This is a genomic window from Mesorhizobium sp. CA10 (genome assembly GCF_020165285.1).
Lineage (GTDB): Bacteria > Pseudomonadota > Alphaproteobacteria > Rhizobiales > Rhizobiaceae > Mesorhizobium.
The window spans coordinates 1-15,728 of sequence record NZ_JAIUHV010000022.1; the positions used below are offsets into that span (position 1 = coordinate 1).

Sequence of the window (15,728 nt, forward strand, 5' to 3'; positions counted from 1 at the left end):
TCTCACTCCGCTGGAACACCCCTCATCCGTCTCGGCGCTATCGCGCCGATCCACCTTCTCCCACAAGGGGAGAAGGCTAAGGCGCTGCTCACATCCCCTGCATGGCGTCGCAGGACACATTCGGGTTCATGTCGGCGAAGGCGCCGGTGGGGTTTTGCTTCCAGGCCCAGACATGCAACTCGTAGAACGGGCCGAGGCCGTAGCGGTTGGGCGCGGTGTTGAAGTTGAACAGATGGCCTTCGAGCGAGGCCGGGCCCTTCGCGGTGATGTATTCGACCGCGATCAGCTTCAGCGTGCCGTCGGCCATCGGCTCGTACATCACGGCCTCCGGCTTGGCGACGTCGACGGCGTCGTCCTTCAGATAGCCGGCGTTGACGTAGTGGATGCCCATGGCGCCGCCGGTGAGGCCGCTGGCGCAGGGGATTGGCGCGTAGCCTTCGGCTTTCGCCACGGCGACGTCCTCGAAGCGGCTGTCGAGCGTCCGCACTTTTTCGGCGAGCGGATTGACGGTTTCGGCCGTGGCCGCGCCCGCCATCAGCATGATGATCGAGGCAGAAGCGCCGATAACGCATTTGATTAAGGTCTGAATGTTCATTTGTCTCTCCAATTGAGGCGCGCAAACGGCGGCGCCGGCCGGTAAGCCAACTCCGAACGCCGGCGGCGCTGTCGCTAAAAGGGATGGTCGCTGATCCCGACCAGAGCGGTTCACCGAACGAACCGCTCCAAGTCATTGTTTTGCGCAATTCCGGACGGAAAACCGCTGCGCAGTCTTCCTGGAATTGCCCGGTGCGGGATCAGCTGTGATGCCACCAATATTCCCAGTATTCGCGCGGGTTTTCCCGCTCGTGCAGGCCGATGTCGCGCTCCAGGTAACCGTCCTGCGGTGGCAGAAAGCGTCGCCGGTCTCGCAGGGGCGAAAGCAACGCCGACACAGCCCGTCGCATGAAGCCGCGCCGTGACGGGACGATGTCCGCCGCAGCGGATACGGCCTCGTCCTCTGGCACGGCGTCAGGTCCGCCGGCGACGGGTATGGTCTGCCCGACATGGTCTGCCCGATCAGCGATAAAAGTAGGGGTCGAGGACCCGGACCTCCGTGATCTTGTCGACGGGAAGCGAATTCTTCTGCGCGGTGCTGCGGATCGCCTCCGGCGAGGGCGCATCGTAGATGCAGAAGCTCTTGCTCTTGTCCGGCGAGACGAAGGATTGCACCCAGGTGACGCCTTTCTCGGCGTTGCGGGCGATGACGCCGCCCATCGCGGTTGCGCCGGTGTCGTTCATCGGCACGTGCAGCCCATCGGGGAAGGTACGTTCAATCAGGTAACGAGGCACGATCGGTTTCCTTTCATTGGTGAGTTGCGCTCGGTTCAAGCGCGACCCAGCAGAAATCACCTTCGCGGAAGGCGCGCATCGGGGCCATTCCCCATATTGGCCGGGACGAATCCCTATCTTTGCGACGTTTTATGTGGAAGATGGCACCTCAGTGTGTGGAAAGTCACATTGTCGCGCCGTTTCCCAGGCTATCGCGGCGGCGGCCCGCCACGATGGAAATTCTGATTTGGCGAGAGAGTGACAATGCTTCTGGAACGGCAGACGCAGCTGCAGCAAATGGATGCCTTGCTGGCAGATGCAACAGGCCGGCGCGGCCGCGTCGTGGTCCTGTCGGGGGAAGCCGGCGCCGGCAAGACGGCGCTGGCCGAGGCGTTCGCAAGCCGCTTGGGCGAGGGGCTGATCGTGCTTCGCAGCGCCTGCGAGGACCTCTCTATTCCCGATCCGCTGGGGCCGCTTTACGATCTGGCCCGCGAGGCGCACTGGGAGCCGCCGCGGGCGATCGACGACCGCCAGGTGCAGCGGCTGCCATTGTTTTCCGAGGCGCTCGACGTTTTCGAAGCGAAAGGTCCATCCCTGCTCGTCATCGAGGACCTGCACTGGGCCGATGACGCGACGCTCGATTTCGTGCGTTTCCTCGGCCGGCGCATCGCAAACACGCACATCCTGCTTCTGATCACGGCGCGCACCGACCGCAGCGAAGGACAGATGCGCGTGCGCCGGGCGCTCGGCGAGATACCGGCCGGCAATATCCAACGCATAGAAGTGCCGCTGCTCAGCGAAAGCGCGGTGCTCTCGCTCGCCGCGGCGGCCGAGCGCGACGGCGACGCGATCTACCGCGCAACGGCGGGCAACGCCTTCTTCGTCACCGAGCTGCTCGCCGCCGCAGTCGATGGCGCGTTGCCGGCGAGCGTCCGCGACGCCGTGTTGGCGCGCGCCGAAAGATTGTCGCCCGGCGCCCGCTCGATGCTCGACGCGGTCTCGGTGTTTCCGCGCCGCGCCGATGCCTGGGCGCTGAGCGGCCTTTGCGGGATCGCCGCCGCCGGCCAGCTCGCCGAATGCGTCGCCAACGGCCTGCTCGAGGATTTCGGCGATGGCTATGCTTTCCGGCACGAGATCGCCCGCACGGCCATCGAGATGGCGCTGACGCCCAGCAAACGACGCGAGTACAATGAGCGCGCGCTGGCGGCATTACGGGAAAATCCGCAAGTCGCCACCGCAAGGCTGGTACATCATGCCGTGGAAGCGCAAAGCCTCGACGTGGTGCGCGAGCTCGCGCCGGTTGCCGCGCGGGAGGCATCCCGCGTCGGCGCGCATCGCGATGCGGCGGGCTATTACGAGGTCGCCCTGCGCTATGCCGATACTCTGCCGATCGAGAAGCAGGCGGAGCTTTACGAAGGCCATGCGTTCGAGTGCCACCTGATCGGCCGCGTCGACACGGCGATGGAAGCGCAAGGCCGAGCGCGCCAGCTGCGCCAGGCACTGGGGGATCGGCTGAAGGAAGGCGACAGCCTCAGATGCCTGTCGCGCTTCGCCTATCTGCTCGGCGATCGCGAGTCGGCGGATCGGTTCGGAGAGCAGGCCGTGGGGCTTCTGGAGACCGCGCCCGACAGCGCCGAGCTGGCGATGGCTTATTCGAACCTCTCGCAACTGGCGATGCTGGCCGAGCGGCTCGAGGACGCTCTTTCGCTCGGCGGCAAGGCGGTCGAGCTGGCGGAGCGGCTCAACCGGGCGGACATTCTATGTCATGCGCTGAACAATGTCGGCGCCGCCGGACAATGGCTGGATTTTGCCAAGGGGCGGCGCGATCTCGCCCGCAGCCTCGGGATTGCGCTGTCGGGCAACTACCAGGAGCATGCAGCGCGTGCCTTCACGAACTGCGCCTGCGTCGAGATGAACAGGCTCAACTTCAAGGAGGCGGCGTCGTTCCTGGACCGCGGCATCGGCTATTGCGTCGAGAACGATCTCGCGACATGGCGCGACTATATGCGCGGCGTGCAGGCGCAGCTTTTGCTTCGCCGCGGCTTCTGGAACGACGCCGCGACAATGGCGCATGAGGTTGTCGACGACGACGCAACGACGCCGCTGGTGCGCTATCCGTCGCTGGTGGCGCTGGCACGATTGCGCATCCGCCGCGGCGACCCGTCGGCCGAGCCGATCGTCGAAGAGATGAGGCGGTTCCTGGACAGGGGCATGGAGCTGCAGCGCCTGGTGGCGTTTGCCCAGGTGCTGGCCGAATCGGCCTGGCTTGGACAAGCCGACAGGCAGGAAGCCTTGCGCCTGATCGCGGTTGCCGAAAATCTCGCGCCAACGCCGGCCGTGTTCGGCGAACTTGCCACCTGGCGGGAACTGTTGTCGCCGGGATCCGAACCCGGCGACACGGACGGCATGGCGGAGCCGCACCGCCTGCAACTGACGGGCGATTGGCGCGCCGCCGCCAGGCTATGGGCCGAAATGGGGGCGCCTTTCGAACAGGCAATGGCCTTGCTGCTCGGCGACGAAGCGGCGCAGCGCGAGGCGCTCGCCATTTTCGAGGACCTTGGCGCGAGGGCGGTTGCGCAGCAGGCGCGAAGCCTTATGCGGGAAAGCGGCGTCAGTCACATCGCGAGAGGGCCGCGACAGGCGACGCGCGCCAATCAGGCCGGCCTCACGCAGCGCCAGATGGAAGTCCTGGAACTTCTTGAGCGAGGCTTTTCCAACAAGAAGATTGCCGCGCATCTGACCATTTCGCCCAAGACGGTCGATCACCACGTTTCGGCCGTGCTGGAGAAGCTGGAGGTCATCTCGCGCGGCGAAGCTGCTGCCGCGGCGCGCGCGTCGGGTCTGGTGTGAGGCTTGTTTTCTGCGCCTGAAGGAAACCGCCGGCCCCGGCGCTGCCCCTCATCCGCCCTTCGGGCACCTTCTCCCCGTTGAACGGGGAGAAGGAAATAGGCGTCAGGCGAACGTGCCGTGGCAGTGCTTGTACTTCTTGCCGGAGCCGCAGGGGCAGAGCTCGTTGCGGCCGACCTTGCCCCAGCTCGCGGGGTTCTTCGGATCGCGGTTTTCCGGCGCGACGACGGCGTTGGTATCCTGACGTATCAGAAGCGCGGTCTCGCCGCCTTGGAAATCATCCTCGCCGGTGGAGCCGTCGATATGGCTGCCGAACATCTCGGGCGCTTCAGGCGGCGGCGCATCGGCCGCCTGGCGCACCAGCTCGACGCGCATCAGCTGTGCGGTGACGGCCTGCTCCAGATTGCCGAGCATGGCCTGGAACAGCTCGAAGGCCTCGCTCTTGTATTCCTGCAGCGGGTCGCGCTGGGCGTAGCCGCGGAAGCCGACGACCGAGCGCAGATGGTCGAGATTGACGATGTGCTCGCGCCACAGATGGTCGAGCGTCTGCAGCACCACCGAGCGTTCGACATAGTTCATCACATCGGGGCCGAAGCGGTCGGCGCGCTCCTTGGCGGCGGCGTCGGCGGCGGCCGTGATGCGCTCGCGAATGTCATCCTCGGCGATACCTTCTTCCTTGACCCATTCCTCGACCGGCAGGTCGAGGTTGAGGTACTGCGCCACTTCCTCCTTGAGACCGGCAACGTTCCACTGCTCGGCATAGGCGTTTTCGGGGATGTTCTTGGCGACGATCTCCTCGATGACGCCTTCGCGCATCTCGGCAATGGTTTCGGCGAGACCTTCTCCGTCCATCAGCTCGATGCGCCGCTGGAACACCGCCTTGCGCTGGTCGTTGGCAACGTCGTCATATTTCAGGAGGTTCTTGCGGATGTCGAAGTTGCGCGCCTCGACCTTCTTTTGCGCTTTCTCGAGCGCCTTGTTGATCCAGGGATGGATGATCGCCTCGTCTTCCTTGAGGCCGAGCTTCTGCAGCATGCCGTCCATGCGCTCGGAGCCGAAGATGCGCATCAGGTCGTCCTGCAGCGACAGGAAGAATTTCGACCGTCCGGGATCGCCCTGTCTTCCCGAACGACCTCTAAGCTGGTTGTCGATGCGGCGCGATTCGTGGCGTTCGGTGGCCAGAACATAGAGGCCGCCGGCGGCCAGCGCCTTTTCCCTCAGGCGCTCGACGTCGGCGTGGATTTCCCTTTCCCTGGCCTCGCGCTCGGGGCCCTCGGGCATGTCTCCAAGTTCCTCCGCGATGCGCATCTCGGCATTGCCGCCGAGCTTGATGTCGGTGCCGCGGCCGGCCATGTTGGTGGCGATGGTGATGGCGCCGGGCTTGCCGGCCTGGGCGACGATGGCCGCCTCGCGCTCGTGGTGACGGGCGTTCAGCACTTCGAAGTCCTTGAAGCCGTCCTTGCGCAGGCGCTCGGCCAGCTGCTCGGATTTTTCGATCGAGGTGGTGCCGACCAGCGTCGGCTGGCCCTTGGCGCTGGCTTCGCGGATTTCCCTGACGATCGCCTTGTACTTCTCCTCGACCGTCCGGTAGACCTCATCGTCCTCATCCTTGCGGATGACCGGCAGGTTGGTCGGGATTTCGGTGACCTCGAGGCCGTAGATGTTGCCGAATTCCTCCGCCTCGGTCAGCGCCGTGCCGGTCATGCCGGCGAGCTTCTTGTAGAGGCGGAAATAGTTCTGGAAGGTGACGGAGGCCAGCGTCTGGTTCTCGGGCTGGATCTGCACGTGTTCCTTGGCCTCGAGCGCCTGGTGCAGGCCTTCCGAATAGCGGCGGCCCGGCATCATGCGGCCGGTGAACTCGTCGATGATGACGATCTCGCCGTTGCGCACGATGTAGTCCCTGTCCTTCTGGAACAACAGATGCGCCTTCAGCGCGTTGTTGACGTGATGGACGATGGCGACGTTCTCGACGTCATAGAGCGACTCGCCTTTCAACAGGCCGGCGTCGCGCAGCATGTTTTCCAGCTTCTCGGTGCCGTCCTCGGTGAAGATCGTCGTCTTCTGCTTCTCGTCAACCTCATAGTCGGCCGGGCCGAGCTTCAGCATGAAGGCGTCGATGGTGTTGTACATTTCCGAGCGGTCTTCGAGCGGACCGGAAATGATCAGCGGCGTGCGCGCTTCGTCGACCAGGATGGAATCGACCTCGTCGACGATGGCGTACGAGTGTCCACGCTGCACCATCTGCGAGCGCTCATACTTCATGTTGTCGCGCAGATAGTCGAAGCCGAGCTCGTTGTTGGTGGCATAGGTGACGTCGCAGGCGTAGGCCTCACGGCGTTCCTCGTCGGAAAGGCCGTGGACGATGACGCCGACGGTCAGGCCGAGGAATTTGTAGACGCGGCCCATCCATTCGGCGTCGCGCTTGGCGAGATAGTCGTTGACGGTGACAACATGCACGCCCTTGCCGGCGAGCGCATTGAGGTAAACCGGCAAGGTGGCGACCAGCGTCTTGCCCTCGCCGGTGCGCATCTCGGCGATGCCGCCATTGTGCAGCACCATGCCACCGATCAATTGCACGTCAAAAGGACGCATGCCAAGCACGCGGCGGGCGGCCTCGCGCACCGTGGCGAAGGCCGGAACCAAGAGATCGTCGAGCGCAGCGCCGTTGGCGAGATCCTGGCGGAACTTTTCCGTGCGCCCCGCGAGCTCGGCATCGGAAAGCGCCCGCATCTCGTTTTCCATGGCGTTGATGGCTTCGACCCTTGGCCGGGTCGACTTGACGCGGCGGTCGTTGGAAGAACCGAAAACCTTACGGGCGAGACCGCCGAGACTGACCATCCAATGGCCCTTTCGATAGCAATTTAGCCGTTTGCGACAGGCACCTGGCGGGCCCATCAAATCCGCGTGAGTGCGGACAAACGCAAAAAGCGCCCGGAAAACGGTTCTGGACGCCAAGTCGTTGGACAGATAAGAGGGGGCTCAATCGATGTCAACGCCGCGTTAGCCCTATCGGCAGCGCCAAATTCCGCCACAATTCGACTGATCTGGAACCCTTCCGCTCACGCGATCCTTATTGGCAATCCCCATTGGAGTTTATCTTGATGTCCCTGTCGATCCGCCGCGCCTCGCTCGCCAGTCTCGGTCTGGCCTTCGGGCTCTCGGCCCTTTGCCTGTCGCCGCTGATGGCGCAGGAAACCAAGCCGGATGCCGCCGCGCCCGCTGCGCCCGCGAAGCCGGTCGATCCCAATGCCGTGATCGCCACCGTCAACGGCGAGAAGCTGACCGAGGCCGATCTTCGGCTCGCCGAAGGCGAACTGTCGCAGCAGTTCGCGCAACTGCCGCCTGAACAGCGCCGCGCGGCGGCCCTCTCAGCGGCGATCGAAATCCGCGTCATGGCTAAGAAGGCCGTCGACAGCGGCCTCGACAAGGACGCCGACTTCCAGCGCCGCATGGCTTTCCTGCAGGCGCGAGCCCTGCATGGCGAGGTCGTCGAGAAGGAAGTGGTCGACAAGGTGACGGACGCCGAAGTGCGCGCCCGCTATGACCAGGAAATCGCCAACACGCCGCCGGTCAACGAAATCCATGCCCGTCACATCCTCGTGAAGACGAAGGAAGAGGCCGAGGCGATCATCAAGCAGCTCGACGGCGGCGCCGATTTCCAGAAGCTCGCCAACGAACACACCAGCGATCCGAGCGGCAAGACCAGCGGCGGCGATCTCGGCTGGTTCGGCCCGGGGCAGATGGTGCCGGAATTCGACAAGGCGGCGTTCGCGCTCGACGTCGGCAAATATTCGAAGGAGCCGGTGCAGTCGCAGTTCGGCTGGCATGTCATCAAGGTCGAGGACAAGCGCGCCAAGCAGCCGCCGGCCTTCGACGACGTCAAGGACCAGGCCAAGCAGGCGGTGATCCGCGACAAGTATTTCGCCATGGTCAAGGAGCTGCGTGCGGCCGCCAAGGTCGAGATCCCGGACGAGAAGCTCAAGAAGGACATCGACACGCTGGAAGCTGGCAAGTAATCCGCTTGCGGCTGGATAATTCTGAAAGGGCGCCTTCGGGCGCCCTTTCGCTGTCGGGGGTCAAGCGTTCATTATGCCCCGCGTGATGTAGCGAATGGCGGCGCGGATTGCCGCCTTGTCCTCGTCGAGCCGTTCGGTCAGCAGATGCCGCCAGGCGAAAGAAGCGACCAGGTCGGCGACGATCCCGGCATCGATGTCGGCCGCCACCTCGCCGCGCGCCTTGGCGCGCTCGATCATCCGGCCGGTATGGCTGCGGCGTCCTTTTGAATATTCGGCAAGCGCGGCCGCGGCCGTCTCGTCCGACTGCGCCTCTGCGATCAGCGAGCGGAAGATGTTGCCCGACGGGGTGTCGCGCCAATGCGCGAACAGGTTCTCGAGGAAGCCGGCCAGATCGTCCTCGACGTTTCCCGTGTCGGGCGTCTCGACGCGCTTCTGCCGCTGGTAAACCTCGATCAGCAGGGCCGCCTTGCTCGGCCACCAGCGATAGATGGTCGGCTTTCCCGCCCGCGCCCGCCGGGCGACGGCCTCGATCGAGAAGCCGGCATAGCCCGCCTCGCGCAACACCGCCTCGGCGGCGTTGAGGATGGCATCGGCGCTCTCGGGACTGCGTTTTGCGCCGATCGACTTGCGCCCGCGAGCGGCGGCTTCGCCCATCGAGGTCTTCCTTGGCCGGTGAATCTGCAGCCGATCATATTGGCTTCGGCGACGAAACGAAACGGCGTGTTTCCAATTGCAAGGCCGCCGGCCAAGTCGGCAAGGCGCGGCCAGAACGCCTCTTGCGCCGGCGCGCGCTATCGGGCAAACCGGCTTCCTTCCTTTCGTGTTCTTGCCGCTCCGGGATACCGATGTCTGCTACGATTTCGCCGCTCGCACCGAAGAAATATCCGAAGATGCCGGTCATCGAGGGTGTGCGCATCGCGACCGCCGAAGCCGGCATCAAGTACCGCAACAGAACCGACCTGCTGGCCATGGCCTTCGATCCGGGCACGGCTGTCGCCGGCGTGTTCACCAGGTCGAAATGCCCGTCGGCGCCGGTCGACTTCTGCCGTCAGAACCTGCCCGCCGGCAAGGCGCGTGTCCTGGTGGTCAATTCCGGCAATGCCAACGCCTTCACGGGCAAGAAGGGCCAGGCTTCGACCGCGCTGACCGGCGAGGCGGCGGCGAAGGCCGCCGGATGCTCCGAGAGCGAGGTGTTCCTGGCCTCGACCGGCGTCATCGGCGAGCCGCTCGACACGACCAGATTCAGCCATCTGCTCGCCGGCCTGATCAAGGACGGCAGGCCGGATCAGTGGACCGAGGCGGCCAAGGCGATCATGACCACGGACACCTATCCGAAGGTGGCGACGGCGAGGGTCAAACTCGGCGACACCGACGTCATCATCAACGGCATCGCCAAGGGCGCCGGCATGATCGCGCCCGACATGGCGACGATGCTCTCCTTCATCGCCACCGACGCGCCGATCGCAGCTCCCGTGCTACAGGACCTGCTGTCGCGCGGCACGACCAAGACCTTCAATGCGGTGACCGTCGACAGCGACACCTCGACCAGCGACACGCTGCTCTTCTTCGCCACCGGCAAGGCCGCGGCGCGCGGTGCGCCGCCGATCGGCGATCCCAAGGATGCGCGGCTCGGCGCCTTCCGCCGGGCGCTCGGCAAGGTGCTGAAGTCGCTGGCGCTGCAGGTGGTGCGCGACGGCGAGGGCGCGCGCAAGCAGGTCGAGGTCACCGTCACCGGCGCGAAGTCCGCCCGCTCGGCCAAGCGCATCGCGCTCTCGATCGCCAACTCGCCGCTGGTCAAGACGGCCGTCGCCGGCGAGGACGCCAATTGGGGCCGCGTGGTCATGGCCGTCGGCAAGGCCGGCGAGCCGGCCGACCGCGACCGGCTGTCGATCTGGTTCGGCGACAACCGCCTGGCGCATGAGGGCGAGCGCGATCCGGCCTATTCGGAGGAAGCGACCTCGGCCTATATGAAGCGCGACGATATCCGCATCCGCGCCGATCTCGGCATCGGCCGCGGCAAGGCGACGGTGTGGACCTGCGACCTCACCAAGGAATATGTCGCCATCAATGGCGATTACCGGAGCTGATGGCGCCGGTGTCGAGGCATCCGGCAAGCGTGCTCGCGGTCGTGCGTCGCTACGAGGCGGCGGGTTTTCGCGCCTGGCCGGCGGCCGCCGTCCATTATGACGGGACATGGGTGGTGCGGCTGACCGCAGGTCTCCCCGCCAAGCGCCTCAACTCGGTCAATCCGCTCGATCCGGGCGACACGCACGCCATCGAAGAGCGCATCGGCCGCGCCGCAAGACGCTTCGACGCCTATGGCAGGCCGCTGACCTTTCGCATGTCGCCGCTGTCGGGGCAGGTCTTGTCCACGCATCTCGACAAGGCCGGCTGGAACATGTTCGACGAATCCCTGGTGATGCGGTTGCCGCTGAAGGAGGTCGAGCTTGGCGCGGCCATGGACCAGATTCCGCTCAAGGACATCAGCCGTTTCATCGGCGCTTCGCTGAGGACGAGCGGCTCGGACGCCTCGCTGCGGCCCGGCCTGTCCGAGGTCATCGGCGCCATCCAGCCGGAAGCGGGGCTGTTCGCGCTCGAGGACGGCAACGAGCCGCTGGCGACGCTGATCTGCATTCATGACGGCGATCTCGCGGGTCTGTTCGAGGTCGCCACCGAAAAGTCGGCGCGCAAGAAGGGCCATGGCCGCAATCTCATCCTGTCGGCGCTGAAATGGGCACGGCTGCGCGGCGCGCGCGAGGCCTGGCTGCAGGTCGAGGCCGGCAATCTGCCGGCGCTCTCGCTCTACCGGTCGCTCGGCTTCGAGGAAGTCTATCGCTACCACTATCGTCGGCCGCCGGGCGCATGAGCGAGGTCAAGCCGGCCGGAAAGCGACTGCTGCTGGTCGCCGCCTGCGCGCTAGTCGATACCGACCGGCGCGTGCTTCTGGCGCAGCGCCCGCAGGGCAAGCAGCTTGCCGGCCTGTGGGAGTTTCCGGGCGGCAAGGTCGAGCCCGGCGAGACGCCGGAGGAGTGCCTGGTCCGCGAGTTGCATGAGGAACTCGGCATCGAGACCGAGATCCCATGCCTGGCGCCGCTCACCTTCGCCAGCCATTCCTATGACGATTTCCATCTCCTGATGCCGCTTTATGTCTGCCGCCGCTTTCGTGGTATCGCGCATGCCAGGGAAGGACAGGGGCTCAAATGGGTCAGGCCGCGGCAGATGCGCGACTATCCGATGCCCCCGGCCGACGCGCCGCTGATCCAGTTCCTCATCGACCTTTTGTAGTTTCGCGCCGACTTGGCGGCAGGTCGGCGTTCCCGGGCGCCGAGTGTTTCCGCACGTTTCCGGGAGCTGGTTTAGTCAGCGTTAATGGAAGATTTATCCCGACGTGAAAAATTGCGCGAGGCCGTTTCGCGCGGCGATATCGTCGATGACTGGGAAACACGGCATGAGCCCTGAAAGAGACTGGGATTCGATCCGACCCGACCGGGGGTTTCGCGCGGTGGACGCCGGCATGGGCATCCTGCGGATCACGCTTCTCTTCGGCTCGGCGGCGGTGGCGCTGGCGCTGATCGCAACGCCTTTCCTGGACAACCAGACCCGGCCGCAGAGCGTTCGCGACGGCTTCGCGGGCGGGCTCGACATGACCGCGACCGGATCGATCGGCCACCGCCCCAATACATATACGGTGCGCCGCAGCGTGCTGCAGCCCTTGCCGAGTTCAATCTGCGTCATCCGCAACGACGGCAGCCGCAGCGGCGAGTGCTGACTTGGTTAATGATTTCCGGCGCGGCGGCGTTTCACTCGCTGTTAAGCTTTTGCCGTTAACCTTTCTTAACGGGTAGGACATTAGAGTTTCTGCATGAGGGATCGATGATCATGAAAAACCTGCTGCAGCAATTCATCCAAGACGAAACGGGCGCTACGGCCGTCGAATATGGTCTGATCGTCGCGGTGTTGTCGCTGGCCATCGTTGCCGGGGTCAAACAGGCGGCAGACGGGCTGGTGTGGCTGTTCACCGACAACAACAGCAAGCTTGCCAACGCCTTCGCTCACTGACGGCATCACGGGGGCGCTCAGGTCCTGGACGGGTTCTCCAGGACCGCCTTGAGCGAGACCTTGGCGGATCCCGGCTTGAGCGGCTTTTGCTGCGAGGCGTCGGGCGCCCAGCCGGACATCCAGACAATCGAAAAATTCGCGCGGATACGGCCATCCGGATCCGCGAACCGTTCGGCGTAGAGCTCCGCGGCGCGGGCAAAAAGCCGTCTGCCGGCCGGCCTGCGGCTGCGATCGACGAGCGCGTTTGTTTCGCCCATGGCGCGCAGGTCGGCGGCGAGGTCGAACAGCGTGTCGTAGCGCACCGCGACCGTTTCGACATCGGCGACCGGCAAGGCCAGGCCGGCGCGCTGCAACAGCGCGCCGGCGTCGCGCACGTCGGTGAAGGGAAGGATGCGCGGGCTTGCGCCGCCGTAAAGCTCCGTCTCGGCCGCCAGCATGCTCTCGCGCAATTCCGCCAATGTGCCCGCGCCGGCGAAAGCGCCGAGGAAAAGCCCGTCCGGTCGCAACGCCCGGCGGATTTGCGCAAGCACGCCGGGAATGTCGTTCATCGCATGCATCGAGAGCAGGGAGACGACGAGATCGAGGCTGGCCTCCTCGAACGGCACGGTCTCAGGCGGCGCTACCAGGCCGGTGCCGCCGGCCAGAAGCGCTTCGTCCATCTCGACGCGCACGATCTCGCTGACCTTGCCGCTGCCGGCAAGCACGTCCACGGCCGCTGAAGTCTGACAGAACAGCGCGGCCGCCTTGCCGAAGCGGCGTTCGACGGCGCCCAGCCGGTCGACAAGGTCCTCCGCGGCCCGGCGCATCAGGAAATCGGCGCCTTCGACGGGGCGCGCGAGTGCCCGGCGCTTGCGAGCGAGCCAGAGCTCGGTGTCGATCAAGGGCTGCAATGAAAAGCTTCCTGTTGTCCGCGCGTGCCGGAGTGGTGTTAAGGTGGCGCGGGGTTTCCTTTCACGTGGCCGATCCGGTGCACAAGATCAAGACCACAGCGGTCCAGGATATGACGCGGCAGGTACTGGCCTGGCCGGCGCGGCTGTTGTTTCCGCCGGTTTGCGCCGGCTGCCGTCGTCATGTGTCGCAACCCGGTGTGCTGTGCGGCGCCTGCTGGCCGAAGCTTAGGCTGCTGGAAAAACCCTGGTGCCCGGTGATGGGCACGCCCTTCACGCATGACATGGGCGAGGGGTTTCTTTCCGCCGAGGCGATCGCCGATCCGCCGCCCTTCGAGCGGGCGCGTGCCGCCGTCCTCTATTCGGGTGTCGCGCGGCAGATGGTGCAGGGGCTGAAATATCAGGACCGAACCGACCTAGCGCCCTGGATGGCGAACTGGATGATGCGGGCCGGCGCCGAGCTGATTGCGGAGGCCGACCTGGTCGTGCCGGTGCCGTTGCACTGGCGGCGCTTCTTCCGGCGCCAGTTCAACCAGTCCGCGGAACTCGGACGGGCCGTTGCAAAGCTCGGCGGGCTGCCCTTCTCGCCATCCGCGGTCAGGCGCGTGAAGTTGACGCGCCAGCAGGTCGGGCTCGAACGGCACGAGCGCGAGGAGAATGTGCGCGCCGCTTTTCGCGTGCCGCCGGACGCTGAAATCGAGATAGCGGGGCGCCGGGTGCTCGTGGTCGACGATGTCTATACCACCGGCGCAACGGTGCGGGCCGTCGCCAAGGCGCTGAAGAAAGGCGGCGCCGGAGCGGTCGACGTTCTGACCTTCGCGCGCGTTCTGCCGGGGGACTTCCGAGCCGATGAGTCTGCAACTATATAGTGCTTAAGTTGTTGTTTCGGTGCAGGTCGTTTACGCACAAGCGTTGGGCGACGTGCACAGGCAGGATTTTGCTGATGGTCGATGTGACGATCTATACGCGCATGATGTGCGGCTATTGCACGGCCGCCAAGCGGTTGCTCGAGCGCAAGGGTGTGACCTATACCGAGCACGACGCTTCATTCTCGCCGGCATTGCGTCAGGAAATGATTTCACGGGCACATGGGCGCACCACTTTTCCGCAGATATTCATCGGCGACACGCATGTCGGCGGCTGCGATGACCTCCATGAACTGGAGTCGCAGGGCCGGCTGGATGTGCTGCTTGCCAACGAAGCGAGGGCTTGATCATGGGCGTTTTCAAGGCGGCGGCGGTGCAGATGCGTTCGGGGACCAGCCCGGATCGCAATGCGGCCGACATGGAAAGGCTGGTCCGCGATGCCGCTCATCGGGGCGCCACCTACGTCCTGACGCCGGAAATGACCGGTGCGCTGATCCGCGACAAGCAGGCGGGGGCGGCCGCCTTCACCACCGAGGACAAGGACGTGGTCGTCGCGACCGCGCGCAGGCTGGCGAAGGAGCTCGGCATTCATCTGCATGTCGGCTCGACGGCAATCCTGCGCGCCGACGGCAAGCTCGCCAACCGCGCGTTCCTGTTCTCGCCCGACGGGGCCCTTATTGCCGGTTACGACAAGATCCATATGTTCGATGTCGACCTCGACAATGGCGAGAGCTGGCGTGAATCCGCCTCCTACGAGCCGGGAACGGAAGCGGTCGTGACCGATATCGAGGGGACGAGGCTGGGCTTTGCCGTGTGCTACGACCTGCGTTTTCCGCAGCTGTTTCGCGCCGAGGCGATGGCCGGGGCCGAGGTGCTGACGGTGCCGGCCGCTTTCACGCGCCAGACCGGCGAGGCGCATTGGCATGTGCTGTTGCGCGCCCGCGCCATCGAGAACGGCGCCTATGTCATCGCCGCCGCGCAGGGCGGCCTGCATGAGGACGGGCGCGAAACTTATGGCCATTCGCTGATCGTCGATCCGTGGGGGCGCATCGTCGCCGAGGCCGCGCATGACGAACCCGGGGTGATCGTCGCCGAGATCGATCCGGCGCAGTCGCTTGCCGCGCGCCGCAAGATCCCCAATCTGAAGAACGCGCGGGATTTCACCGTCAATGCCGGGACAAGCGAAGCGCCGCGTTTCAGGGGTGCCGCCTCTTGATCCGTTTTTCCCTGATCTGCGAACACGAGCACGAATTCGAAGCCTGGTTCCGCAGCAATGACGACTTCGACACCCAGAAGAAGCGCGGTTTCGTCGATTGCCCGCGCTGCGGCTCGCACAGGATAGAGAAGGCGCTGATGGCGCCCGCCGTCTCAACGTCCCGCAGCCGAGAGAAGGTCGCTTTGGCCATCGGCGAGGCGCAGAAGCAGGCGCTGGCGCAGCTCAAGGCGCTGGCCGAGAAGGTACGCGAAAATGCCGACTATGTCGGCGACAAATTCGCCGAGGAAGCGCGCAAGATCCATTTCGGCGAGACCGACCCGCGTGGCATCTATGGCGAAGCGACGCCCGAAGAGGCGCAGAGCCTCGTCGAGGACGGCGTCGAGTTCATGCCGATTCCGAGCTTTCCGGACGACCGGAACTGAGGTGTGTCGATATTCAGGTGATGCCGGCCTGCGAATGGTGGCTTCCTGCGCTTCCGGTGCTCACGTACTTTAAGTACGCTCCGCTCCGGTTCTCGAAAGCCACCATT

At 65.1% G+C, this 15,728-nt stretch carries 17 protein-coding genes; 11 read left to right on the top strand and 6 right to left on the bottom strand.

What is annotated here, in order from left to right:
* Positions 1-88: 88 nt before the first annotated feature.
* The 3 genes from LB535_RS27950 to LB535_RS27960 form a co-directional block, all read right to left on the bottom strand.
* Positions 89-541, bottom strand: coding sequence for a hypothetical protein (locus LB535_RS27950; RefSeq protein WP_224634487.1), 453 nt, complete (start codon positions 539-541; stop codon positions 89-91).
* 253 nt (positions 542-794) lie between these two features.
* On the bottom strand, positions 795-1,004 hold the full coding sequence (locus LB535_RS27955; protein ID WP_224634465.1) for a hypothetical protein: 210 nt from the start codon (positions 1,002-1,004) through the stop codon (positions 795-797).
* A 52-nt stretch (positions 1,005-1,056) separates the two neighbouring features.
* Positions 1,057-1,329, bottom strand: a complete 273-nt coding sequence (locus tag LB535_RS27960; RefSeq protein ID WP_224634466.1) for a DUF4242 domain-containing protein — start codon at positions 1,327-1,329, stop codon at positions 1,057-1,059.
* 243 nt (positions 1,330-1,572) lie between these two features.
* On the opposite strand from LB535_RS27960, the gene LB535_RS27965 reads away from it, so the two are divergent.
* Complete coding sequence (locus LB535_RS27965) at positions 1,573-4,158, top strand: helix-turn-helix transcriptional regulator (protein WP_224634467.1); 2,586 nt, start codon at positions 1,573-1,575, stop codon at positions 4,156-4,158.
* Positions 4,159-4,260: 102 nt separating this feature from the next.
* On the opposite strand, the gene secA is transcribed toward LB535_RS27965, so the two are convergent.
* Positions 4,261-6,993, bottom strand: a complete 2,733-nt coding sequence (gene secA / locus LB535_RS27970) for a preprotein translocase subunit SecA (RefSeq protein ID WP_224634468.1) — start codon at positions 6,991-6,993, stop codon at positions 4,261-4,263.
* Between the two features lie 263 nt (positions 6,994-7,256).
* Between secA and LB535_RS27975 the strand changes: the two genes are divergently transcribed.
* Complete coding sequence (locus tag LB535_RS27975; RefSeq protein WP_224630096.1) at positions 7,257-8,171, top strand: peptidylprolyl isomerase; 915 nt, start codon at positions 7,257-7,259, stop codon at positions 8,169-8,171.
* A 60-nt stretch (positions 8,172-8,231) separates the two neighbouring features.
* Here LB535_RS27975 and LB535_RS27980 read toward each other — a convergent pair whose 3' ends face one another.
* Positions 8,232-8,825: a TetR/AcrR family transcriptional regulator gene (locus tag LB535_RS27980; RefSeq protein ID WP_224634469.1), complete on the bottom strand. Its 594-nt coding sequence runs from the start codon at positions 8,823-8,825 to the stop codon at positions 8,232-8,234.
* Between the two features lie 191 nt (positions 8,826-9,016).
* On the opposite strand from LB535_RS27980, the gene argJ reads away from it, so the two are divergent.
* From argJ to LB535_RS28005, 5 genes are all read left to right on the top strand, one after another.
* Positions 9,017-10,258 carry a bifunctional glutamate N-acetyltransferase/amino-acid acetyltransferase ArgJ gene (gene argJ, locus LB535_RS27985; RefSeq protein WP_224634470.1) on the top strand — a complete coding sequence of 414 codons (1,242 nt, stop codon included), beginning with the start codon at positions 9,017-9,019 and terminating at the stop codon, positions 10,256-10,258.
* On the top strand, positions 10,258-11,037 hold the full coding sequence (locus tag LB535_RS27990; RefSeq protein ID WP_224634471.1) for a GNAT family N-acetyltransferase: 780 nt from the start codon (positions 10,258-10,260) through the stop codon (positions 11,035-11,037). The genes argJ and LB535_RS27990 overlap by 1 nt, the downstream gene beginning before the upstream one ends.
* Positions 11,034-11,456: a (deoxy)nucleoside triphosphate pyrophosphohydrolase gene (locus tag LB535_RS27995; RefSeq protein WP_224634472.1), complete on the top strand. Its 423-nt coding sequence runs from the start codon at positions 11,034-11,036 to the stop codon at positions 11,454-11,456. The genes LB535_RS27990 and LB535_RS27995 overlap by 4 nt, the downstream gene beginning before the upstream one ends.
* Positions 11,457-11,619: 163 nt before the next feature.
* Positions 11,620-11,940: a hypothetical protein gene (locus tag LB535_RS28000; protein ID WP_224634473.1), complete on the top strand. Its 321-nt coding sequence runs from the start codon at positions 11,620-11,622 to the stop codon at positions 11,938-11,940.
* 110 nt (positions 11,941-12,050) lie between these two features.
* Positions 12,051-12,230 carry a Flp family type IVb pilin gene (locus LB535_RS28005; protein WP_140847402.1) on the top strand — a complete coding sequence of 60 codons (180 nt, stop codon included), beginning with the start codon at positions 12,051-12,053 and terminating at the stop codon, positions 12,228-12,230.
* 17 nt (positions 12,231-12,247) lie between these two features.
* Here the strand turns inward: LB535_RS28005 and LB535_RS28010 are convergent, their stop codons facing one another.
* Positions 12,248-13,120 carry a methyltransferase domain-containing protein gene (locus tag LB535_RS28010; RefSeq protein ID WP_224634474.1) on the bottom strand — a complete coding sequence of 291 codons (873 nt, stop codon included), beginning with the start codon at positions 13,118-13,120 and terminating at the stop codon, positions 12,248-12,250.
* 65 nt (positions 13,121-13,185) lie between these two features.
* Here LB535_RS28010 and LB535_RS28015 point away from each other — a divergent pair, with 65 nt between their 5' ends.
* The 4 genes from LB535_RS28015 (at position 13,186) to LB535_RS28030 (ending at position 15,621) form a co-directional block, all read left to right on the top strand.
* Entirely contained in the window at positions 13,186-13,986 is an 801-nt protein-coding gene (locus tag LB535_RS28015) for a ComF family protein (RefSeq protein WP_224634475.1), read from the top strand.
* 74 nt (positions 13,987-14,060) lie between these two features.
* Positions 14,061-14,330, top strand: a complete 270-nt coding sequence (gene grxC / locus LB535_RS28020; RefSeq protein ID WP_095767517.1) for a glutaredoxin 3 — start codon at positions 14,061-14,063, stop codon at positions 14,328-14,330.
* A 2-nt stretch (positions 14,331-14,332) separates the two neighbouring features.
* Complete coding sequence (locus LB535_RS28025; protein WP_224634476.1) at positions 14,333-15,199, top strand: carbon-nitrogen hydrolase family protein; 867 nt, start codon at positions 14,333-14,335, stop codon at positions 15,197-15,199.
* Positions 15,196-15,621: a DUF1178 family protein gene (locus tag LB535_RS28030; protein ID WP_140692522.1), complete on the top strand. Its 426-nt coding sequence runs from the start codon at positions 15,196-15,198 to the stop codon at positions 15,619-15,621. The genes LB535_RS28025 and LB535_RS28030 overlap by 4 nt, the downstream gene beginning before the upstream one ends.
* Positions 15,622-15,728 lie beyond the last annotated feature (107 nt).

Coding starts and splice junctions, on each gene's coding strand:
- LB535_RS27950 (WP_224634487.1), bottom strand. CDS start 541: ATGCTGATGGCGGGCGCGGCCACGGCCGAAACCGTCAATCCGCTCGCC.
- LB535_RS27965 (WP_224634467.1), top strand. CDS start 1,573: ATGCTTCTGGAACGGCAGACGCAGCTGCAGCAAATGGATGCCTTGCTG.
- secA (WP_224634468.1), bottom strand. CDS start 6,993: ATGGTCAGTCTCGGCGGTCTCGCCCGTAAGGTTTTCGGTTCTTCCAAC.
- LB535_RS27975 (WP_224630096.1), top strand. CDS start 7,257: ATGTCCCTGTCGATCCGCCGCGCCTCGCTCGCCAGTCTCGGTCTGGCC.
- LB535_RS27980 (WP_224634469.1), bottom strand. CDS start 8,825: ATGGGCGAAGCCGCCGCTCGCGGGCGCAAGTCGATCGGCGCAAAACGC.
- argJ (WP_224634470.1), top strand. CDS start 9,017: ATGTCTGCTACGATTTCGCCGCTCGCACCGAAGAAATATCCGAAGATG.
- LB535_RS27990 (WP_224634471.1), top strand. CDS start 10,258: ATGGCGCCGGTGTCGAGGCATCCGGCAAGCGTGCTCGCGGTCGTGCGT.
- LB535_RS27995 (WP_224634472.1), top strand. CDS start 11,034: ATGAGCGAGGTCAAGCCGGCCGGAAAGCGACTGCTGCTGGTCGCCGCC.
- LB535_RS28000 (WP_224634473.1), top strand. CDS start 11,620: ATGAGCCCTGAAAGAGACTGGGATTCGATCCGACCCGACCGGGGGTTT.
- LB535_RS28005 (WP_140847402.1), top strand. CDS start 12,051: ATGAAAAACCTGCTGCAGCAATTCATCCAAGACGAAACGGGCGCTACG.
- grxC (WP_095767517.1), top strand. CDS start 14,061: ATGGTCGATGTGACGATCTATACGCGCATGATGTGCGGCTATTGCACG.
- LB535_RS28025 (WP_224634476.1), top strand. CDS start 14,333: ATGGGCGTTTTCAAGGCGGCGGCGGTGCAGATGCGTTCGGGGACCAGC.